22 protein-coding genes are annotated in these 18,536 nt (G+C 44.7%); 7 read left to right on the plus strand and 15 right to left on the minus strand.

What is annotated here, in order from left to right:
- Window positions 1–112: 112 nt before the first annotated feature.
- The gene (gene epmB / locus NLG07_RS04840; protein WP_254856565.1) at window positions 113–1,111 is read right to left on the minus strand and encodes an EF-P beta-lysylation protein EpmB; all 999 of its coding nucleotides are present in this window, start codon (window positions 1,109–1,111) and stop codon (window positions 113–115) included.
- Between the two features lie 60 nt (window positions 1,112–1,171).
- Here epmB and efp point away from each other — a divergent pair, with 60 nt between their 5' ends.
- Together efp and epmA are read left to right on the plus strand one after the other, a co-directional pair.
- Window positions 1,172–1,741 carry an elongation factor P gene (gene efp / locus NLG07_RS04845; RefSeq protein WP_254856566.1) on the plus strand — a complete coding sequence of 190 codons (570 nt, stop codon included), beginning with the start codon at window positions 1,172–1,174 and terminating at the stop codon, window positions 1,739–1,741.
- A gap of 2 nt (window positions 1,742–1,743) precedes the next feature.
- Entirely contained in the window at window positions 1,744–2,655 is a 912-nt protein-coding gene (epmA, locus tag NLG07_RS04850; protein ID WP_254856567.1) for an EF-P lysine aminoacylase EpmA, read from the plus strand.
- Here epmA and NLG07_RS04855 read toward each other — a convergent pair.
- A complete protein-coding gene (locus tag NLG07_RS04855; RefSeq protein ID WP_254856568.1) occupies window positions 2,652–2,912 on the minus strand; it encodes a hypothetical protein in 261 nt (86 codons plus the stop codon). The two genes, epmA and NLG07_RS04855, sit on opposite strands and share 4 nt — an antisense overlap.
- A 232-nt stretch (window positions 2,913–3,144) precedes the next feature.
- Between NLG07_RS04855 and NLG07_RS04860 the strand changes: the two genes are divergently transcribed.
- The gene (locus NLG07_RS04860) at window positions 3,145–3,657 is read left to right on the plus strand and encodes a GNAT family N-acetyltransferase (protein WP_254856569.1); all 513 of its coding nucleotides are present in this window, start codon (window positions 3,145–3,147) and stop codon (window positions 3,655–3,657) included.
- A gap of 7 nt (window positions 3,658–3,664) precedes the next feature.
- On the opposite strand, the gene NLG07_RS04865 is transcribed toward NLG07_RS04860, so the two are convergent.
- Both NLG07_RS04865 and NLG07_RS04870 read right to left on the minus strand, forming a co-directional pair.
- Entirely contained in the window at window positions 3,665–4,246 is a 582-nt protein-coding gene (locus NLG07_RS04865) for a peptidylprolyl isomerase (RefSeq protein ID WP_254856809.1), read from the minus strand.
- A 36-nt stretch (window positions 4,247–4,282) separates the two neighbouring features.
- Complete coding sequence (locus NLG07_RS04870) at window positions 4,283–5,476, minus strand: methyltransferase (RefSeq protein ID WP_254856570.1); 1,194 nt, start codon at window positions 5,474–5,476, stop codon at window positions 4,283–4,285.
- Here NLG07_RS04870 and NLG07_RS04875 point away from each other — a divergent pair.
- A complete protein-coding gene (locus tag NLG07_RS04875) occupies window positions 5,446–6,048 on the plus strand; it encodes an alpha-ketoglutarate-dependent dioxygenase AlkB (protein ID WP_254856571.1) in 603 nt (200 codons plus the stop codon). The two genes, NLG07_RS04870 and NLG07_RS04875, sit on opposite strands and share 31 nt — an antisense overlap.
- On the plus strand, window positions 6,045–6,356 hold the full coding sequence (locus tag NLG07_RS04880; protein WP_254856572.1) for a BolA family transcriptional regulator: 312 nt from the start codon (window positions 6,045–6,047) through the stop codon (window positions 6,354–6,356). The genes NLG07_RS04875 and NLG07_RS04880 overlap by 4 nt, the downstream gene beginning before the upstream one ends.
- Before the next feature lie 28 nt (window positions 6,357–6,384).
- Here NLG07_RS04880 and rpoS read toward each other — a convergent pair whose 3' ends face one another.
- From rpoS to ftsB, 9 genes are all read right to left on the minus strand, one after another.
- A complete protein-coding gene (gene rpoS / locus NLG07_RS04885) occupies window positions 6,385–7,398 on the minus strand; it encodes an RNA polymerase sigma factor RpoS (protein WP_254856573.1) in 1,014 nt (337 codons plus the stop codon).
- Between the two features lie 66 nt (window positions 7,399–7,464).
- Window positions 7,465–8,277, minus strand: coding sequence for a peptidoglycan DD-metalloendopeptidase family protein (locus NLG07_RS04890; RefSeq protein ID WP_254856574.1), 813 nt, complete (start codon window positions 8,275–8,277; stop codon window positions 7,465–7,467).
- A 6-nt stretch (window positions 8,278–8,283) separates the two neighbouring features.
- The gene (locus NLG07_RS04895; protein WP_254856575.1) at window positions 8,284–8,862 is read right to left on the minus strand and encodes a YqaA family protein; all 579 of its coding nucleotides are present in this window, start codon (window positions 8,860–8,862) and stop codon (window positions 8,284–8,286) included.
- Between the two features lie 2 nt (window positions 8,863–8,864).
- Entirely contained in the window at window positions 8,865–9,515 is a 651-nt protein-coding gene (locus tag NLG07_RS04900) for a protein-L-isoaspartate(D-aspartate) O-methyltransferase (protein ID WP_254856576.1), read from the minus strand.
- Window positions 9,512–10,258 (minus strand): 5'/3'-nucleotidase SurE, encoded by a 747-nt coding sequence (gene surE, locus NLG07_RS04905; RefSeq protein ID WP_254856577.1) that lies wholly within the window; start codon window positions 10,256–10,258, stop codon window positions 9,512–9,514. The genes NLG07_RS04900 and surE overlap by 4 nt, the downstream gene beginning before the upstream one ends.
- Window positions 10,259–11,320 (minus strand): tRNA pseudouridine(13) synthase TruD, encoded by a 1,062-nt coding sequence (gene truD, locus NLG07_RS04910; protein WP_254856578.1) that lies wholly within the window; start codon window positions 11,318–11,320, stop codon window positions 10,259–10,261. It abuts the gene before it with no gap.
- Window positions 11,321–11,331: 11 nt separating this feature from the next.
- Window positions 11,332–11,823, minus strand: coding sequence for a 2-C-methyl-D-erythritol 2,4-cyclodiphosphate synthase (gene ispF / locus NLG07_RS04915; RefSeq protein WP_254856579.1), 492 nt, complete (start codon window positions 11,821–11,823; stop codon window positions 11,332–11,334).
- Window position 11,824: 1 nt separating this feature from the next.
- Window positions 11,825–12,508, minus strand: a complete 684-nt coding sequence (gene ispD, locus NLG07_RS04920; protein ID WP_254856580.1) for a 2-C-methyl-D-erythritol 4-phosphate cytidylyltransferase — start codon at window positions 12,506–12,508, stop codon at window positions 11,825–11,827.
- 6 nt (window positions 12,509–12,514) lie between these two features.
- Entirely contained in the window at window positions 12,515–12,802 is a 288-nt protein-coding gene (gene ftsB, locus NLG07_RS04925; protein ID WP_254856581.1) for a cell division protein FtsB, read from the minus strand.
- 258 nt (window positions 12,803–13,060) lie between these two features.
- Here ftsB and NLG07_RS04930 point away from each other — a divergent pair, with 258 nt between their 5' ends.
- Window positions 13,061–13,930 (plus strand): BadF/BadG/BcrA/BcrD ATPase family protein, encoded by an 870-nt coding sequence (locus NLG07_RS04930; protein WP_254856582.1) that lies wholly within the window; start codon window positions 13,061–13,063, stop codon window positions 13,928–13,930.
- Window positions 13,927–15,039, plus strand: a complete 1,113-nt coding sequence (gene nagA / locus NLG07_RS04935) for an N-acetylglucosamine-6-phosphate deacetylase (RefSeq protein WP_254856583.1) — start codon at window positions 13,927–13,929, stop codon at window positions 15,037–15,039. Before NLG07_RS04930 ends, nagA begins: the two co-directional genes overlap by 4 nt.
- Before the next feature lie 96 nt (window positions 15,040–15,135).
- Here nagA and fadA read toward each other — a convergent pair whose 3' ends face one another.
- Window positions 15,136–16,299: an acetyl-CoA C-acyltransferase FadA gene (gene fadA / locus NLG07_RS04940; RefSeq protein ID WP_254856584.1), complete on the minus strand. Its 1,164-nt coding sequence runs from the start codon at window positions 16,297–16,299 to the stop codon at window positions 15,136–15,138.
- A gap of 20 nt (window positions 16,300–16,319) precedes the next feature.
- A complete protein-coding gene (fadB, locus tag NLG07_RS04945; RefSeq protein ID WP_254856585.1) occupies window positions 16,320–18,470 on the minus strand; it encodes a fatty acid oxidation complex subunit alpha FadB in 2,151 nt (716 codons plus the stop codon).
- Between the last annotated feature and the right edge of the window lie 66 nt (window positions 18,471–18,536).

Genomic DNA, 18,536 nt, shown 5'->3' on the forward strand with positions numbered 1-18,536 from the left:
AGCGTTGTATGATCTATTTGCAGAAAAAATAAAATAATTACTCGAGTTTATCATAAATCAGCCAATAAAAAGCCAAATTGTGTTTTTGGCGTCACAAGGCAATTACAAAGATTTATACGTCTAGCGATAAGTCGAGCCAAGTTTTGCTTTTGCGATTGCCAATTTCTCTGACCAATTTGGGGATCATATAACCAGATTGTTTGGCAATGACCTCACGCATCAAAGATACAACCTGTTCATCCGATACATAAAAATGAGAGGCCCCTTGTACTTTATCAAACGCATGCAAGTAGTAAGGTTGAATATGATTGTCGTATAGCTTTTCATTGAGATGCATGAGCGTTTTGGCATCATCATTAATGTTCCTCAAGATGACAGCTTGGTTATAAACTCGGATCAAATTACGTGATAACTGCGCAACTTTTTCACTCAGTTGAGTGCTGATTTCTTGAGGATGATTAATGTGTAACACCATATTAGCTGTTAGACGAGAGCGCTGCAAACGATCAACTAGACCTGAAGTAATACGTTGCGGAAGCACCACAGGGAGTCTGGTGTGAATACGCAATCGCTTAATGTGTGAAATGGTCTCAATTTGACTTATCAGCCAGTCTAATTGACTGTCATTGGCCATGAGCGGGTCCCCACCAGATAAAATCACTTCATCCAATATGGGATGCTTTTGAATGTATGTTAAAGCATCTTGCCACTGCTGCCGATTGTTGTGATGTTCATTGTATGGAAAATGCCGACGGAAACAGTAACGACAGTTGACGGCGCAGCCTGTGCGAACGATTAATAATACGCGATTCTCATATTTGTGCACGATACCATGATTGGCTTTATCGTGTTCTTGCGTTGGGTCTTGGCCAAAGCCATCCACGCTCAAAAACTCATCTTTGAGAGGTAACACTTGCTGAAGGAGTGGATCATTGGGATCGTGTTTGGTCATCAAATCCGCAAAAAAACGCGGTACGCGCATAGTAAATAAGCGTCTCGCTTCAATGTCTGCAAGATAATCGTTTGGGTTTAAACCTAGGTGTTCTAAGAGATTTTTAGGATCCGTGAATGCGGATGCTAATTCTTTTTGCCAATCGGTCTCTACAGTCACTATATTTTTGTGTATATTATGCACGAAATTAACCGTCAACTAACTAAGTTAAGAGGATTTATGGCGAATTTTAGCACAAATGAATTCAAAGCTGGATTAAAGGTCATGATTGATGACGAGCCATGCAATATTTTAGAAAATGAATATGTTAAACCGGGTAAAGGACAAGCGTTTAACCGTGTCAAAATTCGTAAACTGATCTCTGGCAAAGTATTAGAAAAAACCTTCAAGTCAGGTGATTCTGTTCCAGGAGCGGACGTGTTAGATACTGAGCTTTCATATTTGTATAACGATGGTGAGTTCTATCATTTTATGAATAACGAAACGTTTGAACAAGTTGCAGCAGATGCTAAGGCGGTTGGTGATAACGCTAAGTGGTTAGTTGAAAATACGGACTGTACGATTACTTTATTCAACGGCACGCCGATTGTGGTCACTCCACCTAACTTTGTTGAGTTGGAAATTACTGAAACCGATCCTGGTTTGAAAGGTGATACTGCGGGAACGGGTGGTAAGCCTGCAACACTTGCGACCGGAGCAGTGGTTCGAGTGCCTTTGTTTGTGCAAACCGGTGAGATCATCAAAGTGGATACTCGCAGTGGCGAATACGTATCACGTGCTGGCAAATAAGCATGACTGACCGCGTGGTCAATTTACAAAAAAAGGCTCGGATCTTATCTCAGATCCGAGCTTTTTTTTCAGAACGTGGCGTCCTCGAAGCAGACGTACCATGTCTAGATACTCATGCCGTAACCGACCCTTATTTGACTAATTTTGAGTGTGACTGGCAAGGTCGCAAACTGTATCTACAAACTTCACCAGAATACGCATTGAAACGATTACTCAGTGAAGGGTTTGGCGACTGTTATTATTTGGGCAAAGCATTTCGCAATGAAGCAAGATCGCCACAACACAGTCCAGAGTTTTTAATGCTTGAATGGTATCGAGTTGGAATAACACCTACTCATCTCATGGCTGAGATAGCAGAACTCCTTAACTGTATCCTAGGTGTTGACAAGACAGCTTCTATTTCCTATGCCGATGCATTTGAGCAATACGCCAATATTGATATTTGGCAAGCTGAGAATGAGCAGCTCATTGCAGCCTTTCCGGGGGAGCCGCATTTTGATCTTGCTGCAGAATCGAGAACAGATCTCATCCAAATGCTATTTAGTATCCTAGTTGAACCTCATCTCGGACAAGAGATTCCATGTTTCGTATATGACTTTCCACTGGAACAAGCAGCTTTGGCCAAAGCAAACCATGATGGGCGGACAGCACAACGTTTTGAGCTCTATTATAAAGGCTTCGAGTTAGCCAATGGTTATGGTGAATTGACTGACCCAACTGAACAGTCCAACCGTTTTCAGTGTGATATCGAAAAAAGATCTCGCTTAGGACTACCACAAGTTGCGCCCGATAATAGGTTATTGGCTGCGCTTGAACATGGGCTACCGCAGTGTAGTGGGGTAGCTCTAGGGGTCGACCGTCTGTGTATGCTGGCTTTAGGGCTTCGCCATATTGATTTGGTACAATATAATTAATTGGCTTGCTCGTAGACTTTTACGAGATCTTGTAAAACCCATTCAACAATTTGCGCTAATATCTGGTTATCAGAATGTTCTAAATGGATGAATACATCGATGGCCTTACAAATCAAGGGTGTTGTTTCTAAAATTTCATCTGGTAATGCTGAACAAGCATGAATGAGCGCTTCCACAGATTCAATTTGACAACTTCCCTGTAGAGAAATCTCCTGCAGACAGACATTAAGTTTGTCTTTTAATATTTCTGCAGTCATAAGGATTACCTACTATTAGTAATACACTAAGAGTAGGCTATTTATTACTTGGTTATTGGGATGCCCTTATAAAAGTATTCTTTAGTCTAAATGAATGCTTAGACTTAAGTTTAAAAAGTAGCAATAATACATTACTTTACAAGTTTACCTGCGCTTAAAAAACAACCAATATCAAATGTTGATAAACATCTTTTACTAGAAATTTGTGCAAAATAGAGTTACAACGTCTGCCATGACAACACAAAAATACATCATAATCACTCCATACTATTCGTTACGAGAAATAGATTTAAGGGATGCTCAACAGATTTTGGTTTTAACCAACGATCCTGACTGGCTCAAATACATAGGTGATCGGGGCATTTACAGCTACGACAATGCCTTGGCTTATATTCAAGAGCGGTTCATAGCGAGTTACCAAGAGTACGGTTTTGGCAGTTGGGCGATTATTGATAATGAAACCGGAGCGTTTATGGGGATCTGCGGTTTATTACAAAGAGAAGCGATGGCGTTTCCAGAGTTGGGATATGCTTTACTCCCGGAATATCGAGGTAGAGGCGTTATTCAAGCGCTTATCCCACCTGTTTTGGAATGGGCAAAACAGCATGAGGTTAGTTTTTTAACAGCACTAACAACACCCGATAATCACACGTCCATTCATATTTTAGAAAAGCATGGTTTTACTTTTTCACGCATTCATTTTGAGGAAGATAATTCAATTAATGTGTATCAACTTATGCTGTGAAGGAGCCCTAAAATTGAGGCGGTAAGATCTCAGCTTTTTGCAGAATAATTGGTTCAATCGGCACATCGGGTTGGCCGAAATTAATTGAATATTCTGTTTCAACCTCACCCATCGCGTCAATGACTTCAAAGCCCTCGACAACTGAACCAAAAACGGTGTAGCCCCAGTTCCGACCGGGATCGAGTGATTCGTTGTCTTTGAGATTGATAAAAAACTGTCTGGTCGCACTGTGTGGGTCAGTTTCTCTAGCCATTGCAATACTGTAGTAAGTATTTTTTAGGCCATTGCCTGATTCATTAAAGATTTTGCCGAGCGATGGTTTGCTTTTGTAATCGACTGTATAGCCTCCACCTTGCACGACAAAATCCGGCACCACTCGATGAAAAATCGTATCTTCATAACTGCGCAGGGCAACATAGCGCAAAAAGTTATTGACGGTGATTGGCGCTTTAAAGCGGTCTAGTTCAAGTATAAATTCGCCTAGGTTGGTGTTTATTTTGACTCGCGGATAAGCATTGTCTGGCTGAATCTCGGAGCCATCTTTGACTTTCAATGCGAAGCTTGGCGCACTCAAACACAGCATCACCATCACACACAAACAGTGAACATATCGCTTTCCCATGAATTAACCTTTTTTGAACGTTGATAGTATGGTGAACTTATCACTATTTGCTTTGACAGTAAAACCGCCGAAACGCTTTTTCAATATTCTGCCATAGGTTAAGTGCCGGTTCGCAACAATGCGCAATTCACCACCTGGTTTTAATGCAAAATAGCTGTCGTGAAACATCTGTATAGCAATATGCTCAGTAATGGTGTTATTTTGATGAAATGGCGGATTACACAAAATCAAATCTGCAGGTTCACGCCGTCCATAGTAGCTCAGACAGTTATTGTGCCAAAACTCGCAATTCGCTAATGCGTTAGGGTGATTGGTTGCCACATTGTGTCGTGCCGAGGCAACTGCATGGTATGATTCATCGACAAAGGTAACCGATGCTTCTGGGTTAAGGCGCAGCGCAGCGCAGCCTAATACGCCATTGCCACAGCCTAAATCAATGATGCGCTGTCCACTGACAGGATGTAGATGCTCTAACATAAATCGCGCCCCAATATCGAGCTGATTGCGAGCAAATACATTAGGCAGATTGGCAATGTTTAACTGATATTCTGGCACTTTCCAGTGACACATATCCATTTGGTAATCAGACGTTGCAGCTCTGACTTCGGCTCGCAGTAAACGAGATTTTTTCCATGCCAGACCAGTACGATTAGGGCCAATGTATTGTTCAAACAAAGCTTGCACATTCTTGGTCATGTTTTGCATTTTACTACCAACTAGCACAATACTGTGTTTATGCAATAATGGACGTAAACGCTGTAACTGATCAGCCAAAAAGGTGAGATTTTTAGGGAGTTTAATTAATGCTATATCAATTTGCTTAGAGGGTGTTTCAAGTGAGTGACACCAGTTCACCGTATCTTCCAATTCATTACTGGCAAGATTGGCTTTGGCCGCTTGCTGGGCAATCAATGAATCGCTCCAATGAGTTAAATGATATTCATGCAAGGCACATGTCAGCGCCCCAAAATCGTCGTTGAGTATCGCGATATGTGCGTTGGCTAAGCTGTCAACGTGGGTATCGGCAAGCGTGCGTAACAGATACTCATCAGAGGCATCCCATGCTTGTAGGGACTTGTGTTGTGCTCCACGAGGATAGCGATGTAATATGTGTGTGCCAAAAGCGTGTGTTAATTCAATCTGCATAGACTTATTAAAGGTGACCGATGTTCGACGAGCTCCCCATACAATTGTCATTACCGGATGCGACCGTGACCTACTATCCGCAATGGCTAGAGGCCAACCAGGCATCGTCGTATCAAATGACGTTGCAAGATGAACTACAATGGTCGCAAGATTATATCAAACTCTACGGTCGCGAGGTAAAGATTCCTCGTTTACAAGCTTGGTATGGTGAACCAGAAGCGACCTATACCTACTCGCAACTGGCGATGAAGCCTATGCCATGGCATTCGGTCTTAGCTGATTTGCGCGCCACACTTGAGCAAGAGTGTAATACTCAATTTAACTCGGTATTGGCCAACTGGTATCGCCATGGGCAAGATAGTATGGGCATGCACAGTGACGACGAGCCGGAATTAGGAGCGCAACCAGTCATTGCGTCTTTGACCTTCGGTGCAGCTCGGGGATTCATCATGAAACATAAACTAACCGGTCAAAAGGAGGTGTTGGAATTGGCACATGGCAGTTTGTTAGTCATGTCTGGTGACACCCAAACGTATTGGCAGCACGGTATAAACAAGACAAAAAAACGCATTGCTGATAGAATCAATCTCACTTTTAGACACATTACACCAGTCGAATCATGAACATTGAGCAACAAATTACGCAAAAATTAACCGATGCATTTTCCCCAGAGCATCTAGAAGTGCATAATGAAAGTCACATGCACAATGTCGCCCCAGGTAGTGAAAGTCATTTTAAAGTAGTGATTGTGAGTCAGGCGTTTGCCGATAAGCGTTTGTTACAGTGTCATCGCATGGTCAATGAAGTGCTAGCCGATGAGTTATCTAACCACATTCATGCCTTGGCGATTCATACATATAGCGCAGAAAAGTGGGCCGCCACAAATGCTGCCCCCGATTCACCGAATTGCATGGGTGGGAGTAAGCGCTAAGCTGAGCTTGATGTCAACTTAGCATTGCTTAATTATCGTTATTCGCCTTGAATAGAGCTTCTAAATTAAGTCCTTGCTGGCCCAAGAGATCGCGTAAGCGACGTAGCGCTTCGACTTGAATTTGGCGGACTCGCTCTCGGGTCAAACCTATCTCAGCCCCCACATCTTCTAATGTTGAAGGCTCATAGCCTAACAAACCAAAGCGTCTAGCAAGGACTTCGCGCTGTTTGGGATTGAGATCTTTGAGCCATCGCACAATCGAATGACGTAGATCATCGTCTTGTACTTCATTTTCAGGACCTGAGTGGTTCTCATCTTTAAGTACATCGAGCAAGCCCTTGTTTTCACCATCTTGATTGACTGGCGAATCCACGGAGCTAATGCGCTCATTGAGTTTGAGCATTTTAGAAACAGTTTCGACATCGTGACCAAGTGCAGCGGCAATGTCTTCTGCTGTGGGCTCATGGTCGAGATCTTGTGCCAGTTGACGAGCGGTACGCAAATATCCATTGAGTTCTTTGACTACATGAATAGGCAGGCGAATGGTGCGCGTTTGATTCATGATGGCGCGTTCGATGGTTTGTCTAATCCACCATGTTGCATAAGTTGAGAAGCGAAAGCCTCGTTCGGGATCGAACTTTTCTACCGCTCGAATTAAGCCTAAATTACCTTCTTCAATCAAATCGAGTAAAGCCAAACCTCGGTTGTTGTAGCGTCTAGCAATCTTGACAACCAAGCGTAAGTTACAGACGATCATCCGCTCGCGCGCTTGCATATCTCCAGACAAGGCTTTGCGTGCGTATAATACTTCCTCCTCTGCGCTAAGCAATGGAGAAAAACCAATCTCACCTAAATAAAGCTGTGTAGCGTCTAAATTACGTTGAACATCTTCAGCGATATTGACGTCATCAAAGGCGTCAGCGTCTTCTTCAGAAAACAAACTAATATCGTCTGTGTTTGATTGTGAAATTTTATCTTCGTATTCAGCGTCAAAATCCTGAGATATGAGTTCGACATCTGAATCTTGCTTTTTCTGACCCATTACTGCATCTCCTGCAAACCGGAATAATCATTAACTCCTCCTAACGTCCATTTAGGTATTTTATTATTATTTTTTGGGCAAAAATTGTTGTGGATCCAGTGATTTGCCTTTAAAGCGGATCTCAAAGCGAAGCTTTGCCTCAGTCGTCCCGGAGTTACCCATTTCGGCTATCATCTCTCCCGCCTTGACAAATTGGCGTTCCTTGACCAATATTTTATTATTGTGTGCATAAGCACTCAAATACGTATCGGTATGCTTGATAATAACCAGGTTTCCATAACCTCTAAGAGCATTTCCGACATACACGACTTTACCCTCAGCTGCTGAGACGACCGGGGTACCAATAGAGTTTGCAATAAGCAGTCCACTGTTGCCCGCTTCAGCGGTTGAAAACTTACCAACAATTTTACCTTCTGTTGGCCATACCCATCGCGAAACCCGCGAAGGGAGTGTTTTAGTTGAAGCTACTTGTGATAAAGATTTATCACTAGTAGTTTTTCCACGATACTCCTGAGTTTGAGTTGACGCAACTGGATTTTTGGACTTAGGAGCAGTATTAACTGTCTCTAATGAACTTGTATCGGCTTTAACGCTTGGTTGTTTAATGACTTTTGTTGAAAGATTGAGTTTTTGCCCAATCCTAATTTGGTACGGTTCTGTTAAACCGTTGAGTGTTGCGAGTTCCTGATAATCTTTGCCATGGAGCCACGCGATTCCATACAAAGTTTCATTTGCTTGAACTTCATGAATAAATTGCGATTGGCGGTCGTTATCCAAGCTTATTTGTGTGTCGATGACTGATATGGGCGCGGGCACTGAACGCTGAGCACAGCCAATTAACCCGATGAATGTCACTGCAAACAGCGCTATTTTTCCCACAAATACTTACCTGTAAATCAAATATAGAATCACTGCAAGTAGGATAACGCCCCAGCCAAGAATTTCAACATATTGACGCAATTTGCTTTCCATTTTTGCGCCCCCCCAATACATTAATCCAGCAACCAAAAAGAACCGTACACCTCGGCCAATTGCCGATGCGATCACAAAGGGCAAAAAGGCCATCGACATCATACCTGCAGTGATTGTAAACACTTTATAAGGTATTGGTGAAAATCCTGCTATGAAAACGACCCAAACGCCATAATGGGTAAACCATTCCATAGTGAGCGCCAATTTGTCGCTGTAACCAAAATCCACAATGATAGGATGGATAAATGCATCAAATGCAAAATAGCCTAACAAATATCCGGCGATACCGCCTAATACAGATGCAACGGTGGTAATCATTGCGTACCACCAAGCTCTTTGCGGTTGAGCCAAGGCCATGGGGGCGAGCATGACATCCGGTGGGATTGGAAATATAACCGACTCAGTAAAACTTAAGCCAGCCAGATATTTATCTGCATGGCGGTGCTGAGCCCATCCTAAACAAGCATCATATAAAGGAGTAAAGAGTTTCATGATTAAATGATCGTTCCTTGAATTAATGGCACAAAGCGCGCCTCGTCGAGTGGTATCCGTTGCACAGTTTGCCCAACTTTACGGACATAGGTTAGAGTTTGCTGAGTATCCCCAATTGGAATCAGCATACAGCCGTTGTCGTTAAGTTGCGCAACTAATTCCTCGGGTAACGTTGCCGCGGCAGCAGTTACCAAAATGCCATCATAAGGCCCTTTGGCGCGCCAACCTTCCCAGCCATCCCCATGTTTGCATGAGATGTTGTAACAATCTAATTGACTGAAACGGCGCTGAGCCTGAAATTGCAGGGCTTTGATGCGTTCAACGGTAAAGACGTGGGCAAAGAGTTTGGCGAGCACTGTGGTTTGATATCCCGAACCAGTACCAATTTCCAATATTTTGGGTGATTTGAACGAGTATTCTGCCATATGGGCACGCAGTGTTTGAGTCATGAATGCCACAGTAGATGGCTGGGATAAAGTCTGACCTTGCCCAATGGGTAAAGCGTCATTAATGTATGCTTGGTGCGATAAAGTAGAGGGTAAAAAGTGCTCTCGTGGGATATTACCCATTACTTCAAGTACTGCCTTATCTTCTATGCCATGCTGTAGTAACAGCTCGATAAGACCTTTGGCTCGGGGCAAAGTTTTGATCATCGCTGGGCCATCCATGCTGACAAAGACTGTTGTGCTTGATAGTCCGTCATATCTACGGATAAAGGTGTCACTGAAACATAACCGTTGGCAATGGCATGAAAATCGGTTCCAGGACCCGCGTCCTGTTCCGGTCCGAGCTTGCCATACCAAAAAATAGTGCGACCAAAGGGGTCTTTATCTTTCACCATATTTTCGGCTTGGTGACGATTCCCCAATCGAGTGACTTGAACGCCCTTGAGTTCCTGATAAGGGACATTTGGCACATTCACATTCAGGATACTGGTATTTGTCAAAGGCATTTCTTTTAGTTTTTGCAGTAAGTCCAATAACACTTGTCCAGCAGTAGCAAATTGCCAGTTTGTATATCCATGCATCGAAATCGCAATTGCTGGCAACCCTAGGTGACGTCCCTCGGTTGCAGCAGCGACCGTTCCTGAATAAATGACATCATCTCCAAGATTAGGACCGTGATTGATACCCGATACAACGATGTCTGGCGCAGTCATAAAATCTCCATTGACACCAATCTGTACACAATCTGATGGAGTACCATTAACCGCATGAAAACCGTTATCTAGGGTTGTCACGCGTAATGGTGAATGTAGAGAAAGTGCATTACTGGCACCTGAGTTATTGCGGTCAGGTGCAATCACAGTGACCTTATATTGGCTACTTAACGCTTGATGAGCGGCTATGATCCCTTGAGCAAAAGCGCTGTCATCATTACTTAACAAAATGTGCATTTATTCTCCCCAGTGACATAGTTCACGCAAAACGGATGTGGCAAAGCAGCCTTTTGGTAGAGTAAATTCCACATGTAGGTTATTCGCTTCCCACTGCCATTTAAGTTGAGACGGCAATAAGCGAATCGCTCGGCGTTCTTGCTTTAATCCTAATTGAGATAACGTAGCACAGATTTGTGGATATTGCGCAAACAGGTTTTCTTCTAATGCGATAGCCTTGTCTTGAGTATTTAATGACCCTCTACCAAAAAGGGCGGCAGAGATATGAATATCGCCCTCAGCGAGCCGTTTAGCGATGATGTCATCATTTCTTTCTGGAATGAAAAAGCTATTACTTCCTGCCAGCATAAATGCATCGCCAGATATTGGTTGGAAGAAACAACCTCGTTCAATTCGAGTGTGAATCAGAGTATTAAATAGCCAGCTGCGTAAGGCGGATATGGCTAGATTTTTCTTGTTGCGTTGTTTAATCGTTTTACCGTCAAGCAAATTTTTCGCGAGCTCTAGGTTACCGCCATAGCGAATAGCAGAGAGCCCATTTTCATCAGTATAATGCATCTCACCAAAACGCTGTTGTCCATAATAGTTGGGCACACCAGACTCACGAATGTGATGAAGTCGACTCTCGACGTCTGCACAATCGGAAACATCGCGTAAAATTAAGGCAAATCGATTGCCAGCCAGATGGCCGGTTTTGAGTTTTTTATGGTGTTTGGTTACGCTTAAAACGCGTAAACCTTTGAGTGCAAATTGAGTGAAATCAAGTTCAGGGTGCAGTGGGTGATGTACGCCGAAGTATTGCCTGGTGCGTCCGTATTTGTCTTTTCTTCCCGCATACGTTACCTGACGCAGTGGAAGACGGTAACACTTGGCAAGCTCCTCTGCAACATAAGCGGTATTTAAGCCAGTTTTTTCGATGTGTACGTAACTGTGCTCACCTTCCCCTGATAATTCGTAGCCAAGAATTTCATCTACCACAAAATCATCGATAACACGTTTGAAATCGGCTTTAGCCACAGGTTTTTGATAAAGGTGTGCCCAGTCTTGTGCAGGATACTTCATGTAGCGAGCTCTTAGTCTTCAGCTTGAATCAACAAGACAACTGCATGAGTGGCAATGCCTTCTTTGCGTCCGGTAAACCCGAGTTTTTCAGTCGTCGTTGCTTTAACATTTACTTGTGAGGGTTCAACCTCTAATGTGTGCGCAATATACGCTTGCATTGATGGAATATAAGGGGCCATTTTGGGCGCTTGTGCCACAATCGTGATGTCGGTATTGCCAAGTATGTAGCCTCGCTGTTTCACTTGAGAATAGACGTCACGTAAGAGGACGCCACTGTTTGCACCGGCAAAAGCAGGATCGCTATCTGGAAAATGATGACCAATATCGCCAAGCGCAACTGCACCAAGTAATGCGTCACATAATGCGTGTAATACAACATCGCCATCGGAATGCGCGAGCAACCCAGTTGTGTGAGCCACTTCAACTCCACCTAAAATTAACGGTTTATCGCCACCAAATTTGTGTACGTCATAACCATGTCCTATGCGAAAGGGAAGACTCATATTATAAGCGTCCTTGTTGTTGTAAATAAAACTCAGCCAATGCTAAGTCTTCGGGGTGGGTGATTTTTATGTTATCACTGCTACCAGCAACTAACTCAACAGGAATATCACAAAATTCTAATGCGGAAGCTTCGTCGGTCACGGTCGTATTTGTCATGGCTTGCTCAATAGCATTAATTAGGGTAGCAACACCCGATGCTTGAGGGGTTTGCGCTCCCCAGATATGTTCTCTAGGTAAGGTTTTTGCAATAGTTGAGCCATGGGCAGATTTGATGGTGTCCGTCGCCGGTCTAGCCAAAATCGCCGCTTGAGCGCTGTGCTCAAGTTTTGCAATGAGTGCGTCAATATCAGTGTGACGCAAACAAGGCCGTGCGGCATCGTGCACTAATGCGGTTGCGTCTGGGGGACATGCTTTTAGTGCAGCTAGTACCGAGTCAACCCGCTCATCTCCACCAGTGACGGCGCGCAACTTGGGATGAGACGCAATCTCTAGGGATGAGAAATGATAATCCTCAGGATGTAAGGCAACCACCACTTCTGCTAATTTAGGATAAGTTAAAAGTTGTGAAAGTGAGTGCTCAATCACTGTCTTGCTTCCGATTTTGAGGTATTGCTTGGCAATATTAGCTTGCATTCGTGAACCGATACCGGCAGCTGGAACAATGGCGATATATTGATTTGGCATAGTGTTTTATTGTTCTGATGGGAGAATGCGATAAAACGTTTCTCCCTCTTTGATAAGGCCTAATTCGTTTCTGGCGCGTTCTTCAATCGCTTCGAGACCAATTTTAAGATCCGCAATATCCGCTGCAAGAAGTCGATTGCGCTGTGCTAAATTCGCATTTTGCAACTGACGCTCAGCGACCTTTGCTTGCCCTGCCCACAAATCGGGAATACTGTGCTTACCGAACCACAACCTATGCTGTAGCAAGACCAGTAAAATCAGCAAAGCAAAATTAATAATGTGTTTTTGCTGCACAAGGAACCCCTCAAATAAGTGTATCTATTGTAGCGTTTTTTGATAAAGATACCAGTGTGAGATCACTATAGGTTTGTTCCGGCTTAGCATTATTCGACTCCGATAAGTTAATCCGCACTTGAGCTAAGACAGTCCCCGTTGTTAAGAAACACATCAAACAGTCCAGGGGTAAAAAGGTGCGCATAAATCTTGCACTCAGTCCGTGGTCACATTATCTTTGTCTTTGAAGCATAATGAACTAGTTAAAAAAGAGATGCAATGGCCTCTAATCATCCCCCAATAATCGCCATCGACGGTGGTGGCACGTCATGTGACGCAGCCCTTTTTATTCAAAATACATGCATAGATAAAGTGGTGACAGGACCGGCTAATGTGTATGTCGATCCTTCTCGAGCACAACAAAACATTGTCGCAGCGGTCAGTGAACTCGCGAGTCGTCATGATTTGGGGCTCGATCAAATCCTAGTTTCAGGAGGTTGCGCTGGAATGGGGATCGCAACGGCTCAACAAGAGATGCAAAAATGGCAATCGCCATTTTGTCGGTTAGCGCTTACTACAGATGTGCATGTTGCCAGTCTTGGAGCTAATTTAGGCGCAGACTGTCACACTATCATCGTTGGTACAGGTTCTTGTGCACTCACCTTACATCAAGGAGAGTTGACGCAAACAGGCGGGCATGGGTGTTTATTAGGCGATGACGCCTCTGGGGCATGGTTAGGTCAAGAGTTATTACGTTATTGCTTGTTGGCCAGTGATGGCCTTACCGAGACGAGTGAACTCATCGAAGCAGGATTTGCCTTTATCGGTACACGCCAAGCAGCTGAAATCGTCTCTCGCTATCACACTTTGGACAGTGCTATCTTGGCGACACTGGCGCCGCTTGTGTTTGAGCACGTTGGTGAGGATGAGCTGGCCAATCATTTGGTGGCACAAGGTGTCGATTATTTGGTGCATCTGCACGGTCATTTAGATGCTCAAATGGCACTGCCTAGTTTTGCCTATGGCAGTATTTGGAATGCTTATAAAAAGTGCAACATTGAGGAGTTAACGGTCTTACAAACACCTTTATCCGATCCACTTCATGGCGCGTATCTCTATGGGTTATCTGCATTTGGATTTCAGTCATGAAAATTCGTGCGCACAATCTGCTATTAGATAATGAGTTTGTCACAGAACAAACCGTACATATAGAATCTGGCAAAATCATCGATATTTATCCTAGTCGTAACGAAGCTGTCGAGCATGACGTGCATTATTTGGTGCCAAGTTATATCGATTTGCAAGTCAATGGTGGTGGTGGTGTATTATTACAAGAAGATGTGAAGGCATCTGATATATTAAAGGTTGTGAGTGCTCACTCTAAATTTGGTTCTGGATTTATATTGCCGACCTTGATCACGAATTCTTATCTTGCAATGCAACAATGCGCTGATGCAGTGATCCAGGCCAGAGAACAAACCAGTGCAGTGCTTGGCGTGCATTTTGAGGGGCCTTGGTTAGCTAAAGCAAAAAAAGGGATCCATCTTGAGCAACATATTCGTGCACCATCGGATGCTGAGCTTGCTTTGATTTCGGATGTTCAGCTGGGCAAAGTGCTCATTACTTTAGCCCCAGAAACCGTTCCTGTTGATGTGATTACCGACTTGGTGGCACGAGGCGTTGTTATCAGCTTGGGGCATTCTAATGCCACCCACGAACAAGTATTAGCGGCTATTGAGGCTGGAGCTTCGGGTTTTACGCATTTATACAACGCTATGAGTGGCTTGCAAGGGCGGAACCCGGGTATGGTAGGGGTCGCATTAGGCGAGGAGAGTACTTTTGCCGGGCTCATCGTTGATCATCATCACGTAAGCCCTTATGCCGTTCGCTTGGCATATCAAAATAAATCATTCCAACGTTTGTGTTTGGTCACCGATGCGATGGCGCATGTTGGTTCATCAAATGATGTTCTACCGTATTTTGATACTCAGATTACGCAACGAGATGGAAAACTCACGACCCCTGATGGGGCTTTGGCTGGATCTTGTTTGACCATGCATGAAGCCGTTTTGAATATGCATAGAGATATCGGGGTATCATTTGAGCACAGTGTCATTATGGCGTCACGTACTCCTGCAAACTGGCTGGGATTGTATGAGTATGGACGAATAGGTATTGATGTGAGTGCAAATTTACTTGGAATAAACAGTGAGTTAGTCATTACTTCTCATTGGCGTGATGGAGTGTTAGTTGAGTGAATGCGTTAACCAGCAGGTGAATCAGTATTAGACAGGTGGATAAAAAAACGCATCTCAGCTAACCAAGATGCGTTTTCTATTTTGTGTAGGTGAGTGCTACATCTTCTCAAAGATTGTTGCGATACCTTGTCCGTAACCAATGCACATGGTTGCAAGGCCAACGTTGTGACCTTGTTGCTCCATCACATTGATGAGCGTGGTAGAGATCCGCGCACCTGAGCAACCTAACGGGTGCCCCAAAGCAATCGCGCCACCATTTTGGTTGACTTTCTCATCGTATTGCTCAAGCCAACCAAGTTGCTTAATACAAGATAAAGCTTGTGCAGCAAAGGCTTCATTGAACTCGGCAATATCGATATCAGCCATGGTCATCCCAGCACGCTGCAAGGCTTTCTTGGTCGCGGGTACTGGACCAAAACCCATGATTGCGGCATCACAACCCGATACGGCCATTGCTTTGATCTTAGCGCGAGGGGTTAAGCCTAGGGCTTTGGCGCGATCAGCCGACATCAACAACATGGCCGATGCTCCATCTGAAATAGCAGAAGACGTACCAGCTGTGACCGTACCATTGGCTGGGTCAAACACAGGGCGTAAACCAGCTAAGGTTTCTACCGTCGTTTCAGGACGAATCACTTCGTCGTGTGTAACAAGTGTTAGAACGCCATTGGCGTCATGGCCTTCAATCGGCACAATTTCTTTATCCCAACGGCTTTCGAGATGAGCCTGATGCGCTCGCTGGTGCGAACGCGCAGCAAATTCATCCTGCATTTCGCGAGAAATACCGTTCTGCTTACCAAGTAACTCAGCGGTAAGGCCCATCGAGCCTGAGGCCATTGCCGTGGTGCGATTAAGCTGGGTGTTCAAATCAATGTTGTAGTCCATCGGCACATGACCCATGTGTTCGACACCACCGACCATGTAGACATCGCCTTGCCCTAACATGATACCTTTCGCGGCGTCATGCAGTGCTTGCATAGAGGAACCGCACAGACGATTTACCGTGACCGCAGCCGTTGAACGAGGAATGTCTGTCAATAGCTGTGCATTTCGCGCAACATTAAAGCCTTGTTCTTTGGTTTGTTGCACACAGCCCCAAATGATATCTTCAATCTCAACTGGATCCACCTCTGGGTTGCGTTTAAGTAATGCTGTCATCAAGTGAGCAGACAGTGTTTCTGCACGAACGTTGCGAAATACACCACCTTTAGAACGACCCATCGGGGTACGAATACAATCGATTACGACGACTTCTTTCATTTTTTCTCTCCTTTGGTCGTTTAAGCGGTGAAATATGATTGGCCAGTGGCGGCCATTTCGCGCACACCATCTGAAATTTGATAAATCGGACCTAAGTGCGCGTATTTATCTGCTAAATCAACGAAGTTTTGTAAGCCCATGGTTTCAATATAACGGAAGATACCGCCTCTGAATGGCGGGAATCCGATGCCGTATAACAGAGCCATATCAGCTTCAGCAGCGCTCGCCACAATACCTTCTTCCAAACAGCGAATGGATTCATTAGCCATAGGGATCATTAAGCGTGCAATGACTTCCTCAGCGTCAAACGTTTTAGTGGGTGCGGCGTGTTCGGCAATCATATCAATCGCGACTTGTGCGGGCGTTTTCATTGGGCGACCGCGTTTGTCTTTGCCGTGATCGTAGAAACCAACACCATTCTTTTGGCCTAAGCGATTAGCGTTGTACATTAAAGACACAGGATCGTTTTCGATTTTTTGCATGCGCTCAGGAATACCTTCTGCCATGACACTTGAAGCATGATCAGCGGTATCAATGCCTACGACATCCAATAGGTAGGCGGGCCCCATAGGCCAACCAAATTGTTTTTCCATGATTTTATCTACAGCAACAAAATCCGCGCCATCCAAAATCAGCTGACTGAAACCAGCGAAGTATGGGAACAGCACTCGGTTAACCAAAAATCCAGGACAGTCATTGACCACGATAGGCGTCTTGCCCATGGTCAAGGCCATGGCAACAACCGCTGCGATCGTTTCATCTGTGGTTTTTTCACCGCGAATGATTTCAACGAGAGGCATTCTGTGCACGGGGTTAAAGAAGTGCATCCCGCAAAAACGCTCTGGCTTTTGCAGTGATTCAGCCAATTGATTAATAGAAATCGTCGATGTGTTCGAAGTAATGATGGCATCATCTGCCACATGTGTTTCGGTTTCGGCTAATACAATCCCTTTGACTTTCGGGTTTTCAACAACCGCCTCTATCACCAAATCGGCATGGGCAATCGCACTGTAATCCAACGTTGGTGTAATATTGTTGAGGGTTGCCGCCATTTTCTTAGGCGTAACCTTGCCGCGTTGCATGCCTTTTTCAAGGATGCCTGCGGCTGTAGTCAAACCTAAATCCAGCGCTTCGGTGTTGATGTCTTTCATCACCGATGGCACGCCTTTGACGGCACCTTGATAAGCAATGCCTCCGCCCATGATACCAGCGCCCAATACGGCATTTTGCTTGACTTGTTTGGTGGCTTGTTTAGCGAGTTTTTTACCCTTTCCTTTCACCAATTGATCGGCGAGGAAGATGCCAATTTGTGCTTTCGCGGCATCGGTTTTGGCCAATTGCACAAACCCTTTATTTTCTAATGCCAACGCACCGTCTCGTTCAAGACTTGCTGCGGCTTCCACGGTATTCACCATGACGTGAGGGGCAGGGTAATGCTTCCCAACTTTGGCAAACACCATGCCTTTGGCGACATTAAAGCACATAGCTTTTTCATTCGCACCCATTGGCAGTGGAGACAGTTTACGATTGCGACGAGCTTGCCAGTCGATGTTGCCTGCGATGGCATCGTGCAGCATTTGTTTGGCGCTTTCAATAAGCTGTTCTGGGGCAACTACAGCGTCTATGGCTCCTTCCTCTAAGGCTTTTTCTGCTGTGCGAGGTGCACCAGTGCTCATCCAATCCATCGCAGTATCTGCGCCAATGATTCGAGGTAAACGCACGGTGCCACCAAAGCCCGGCATAAGTCCTAGCTTCACTTCGGGTAAGCCAATGCTCGCGGTGGTATCCGCAATTCGCAAATCACAGGCTAAGGTCATTTCACACCCGCCACCAAGCGCAAAACCGTTGATTGCAGCTATGGTTGGAACAGATAAATCTTCAAAACGGTCAAAAATCTGAGCACTCTTTGCTACCCACCCCAAGACGGTTGCTTCATCTTGTTCAAAGGCACTCGAGAATTCGGTGATGTCGGCGCCAACAATGAAGGCGGCTTTATCTGAACGAACCAAAACACCTTTGACACCAGCATCGGCTTTGATGGCTTGAGTAGCAGCGTCGAACTCGGCTAAGGTCGTTTGGTCAAATTTGTTGACGGATCCTGCGGCAGCAAAAACACATTCTGCGATTCCATCGTCGTGTAGGCGTACGGTTATATTCGTACCTTGGTACATAGGCTTCTTCTCCTTTGGCTAGACCAAAAAGTGTAGAGTTATTAAATATCTGTTGTTTTTTTGTAA

It is taken from the genome of Alteromonas sp. LMIT006, from assembly GCF_024300645.1.
GTDB classification, from domain to species: Bacteria; Pseudomonadota; Gammaproteobacteria; order Enterobacterales; family Alteromonadaceae; genus Opacimonas; species Opacimonas immobilis.

Coding starts and splice junctions, on each gene's coding strand:
- NLG07_RS04930 (WP_254856582.1), top strand. CDS start 13,061: ATGGCCTCTAATCATCCCCCAATAATCGCCATCGACGGTGGTGGCACG.
- NLG07_RS04870 (WP_254856570.1), bottom strand. CDS start 5,476: ATGACAATTGTATGGGGAGCTCGTCGAACATCGGTCACCTTTAATAAG.
- nagA (WP_254856583.1), top strand. CDS start 13,927: ATGAAAATTCGTGCGCACAATCTGCTATTAGATAATGAGTTTGTCACA.
- surE (WP_254856577.1), bottom strand. CDS start 10,258: ATGCACATTTTGTTAAGTAATGATGACAGCGCTTTTGCTCAAGGGATC.
- epmA (WP_254856567.1), top strand. CDS start 1,744: ATGACTGACCGCGTGGTCAATTTACAAAAAAAGGCTCGGATCTTATCT.
- ispF (WP_254856579.1), bottom strand. CDS start 11,823: ATGAGTCTTCCCTTTCGCATAGGACATGGTTATGACGTACACAAATTT.
- NLG07_RS04895 (WP_254856575.1), bottom strand. CDS start 8,862: ATGAAACTCTTTACTCCTTTATATGATGCTTGTTTAGGATGGGCTCAG.
- NLG07_RS04880 (WP_254856572.1), top strand. CDS start 6,045: ATGAACATTGAGCAACAAATTACGCAAAAATTAACCGATGCATTTTCC.
- truD (WP_254856578.1), bottom strand. CDS start 11,320: ATGAAGTATCCTGCACAAGACTGGGCACACCTTTATCAAAAACCTGTG.
- fadB (WP_254856585.1), bottom strand. CDS start 18,470: ATGTACCAAGGTACGAATATAACCGTACGCCTACACGACGATGGAATC.
- efp (WP_254856566.1), top strand. CDS start 1,172: ATGGCGAATTTTAGCACAAATGAATTCAAAGCTGGATTAAAGGTCATG.
- NLG07_RS04860 (WP_254856569.1), top strand. CDS start 3,145: ATGACAACACAAAAATACATCATAATCACTCCATACTATTCGTTACGA.
- NLG07_RS04900 (WP_254856576.1), bottom strand. CDS start 9,515: ATGATCAAAACTTTGCCCCGAGCCAAAGGTCTTATCGAGCTGTTACTA.
- NLG07_RS04875 (WP_254856571.1), top strand. CDS start 5,446: ATGTTCGACGAGCTCCCCATACAATTGTCATTACCGGATGCGACCGTG.
- NLG07_RS04855 (WP_254856568.1), bottom strand. CDS start 2,912: ATGACTGCAGAAATATTAAAAGACAAACTTAATGTCTGTCTGCAGGAG.
- ispD (WP_254856580.1), bottom strand. CDS start 12,508: ATGCCAAATCAATATATCGCCATTGTTCCAGCTGCCGGTATCGGTTCA.
- fadA (WP_254856584.1), bottom strand. CDS start 16,299: ATGAAAGAAGTCGTCGTAATCGATTGTATTCGTACCCCGATGGGTCGT.
- NLG07_RS04865 (WP_254856809.1), bottom strand. CDS start 4,246: ATGGTGATGCTGTGTTTGAGTGCGCCAAGCTTCGCATTGAAAGTCAAA.
- rpoS (WP_254856573.1), bottom strand. CDS start 7,398: ATGGGTCAGAAAAAGCAAGATTCAGATGTCGAACTCATATCTCAGGAT.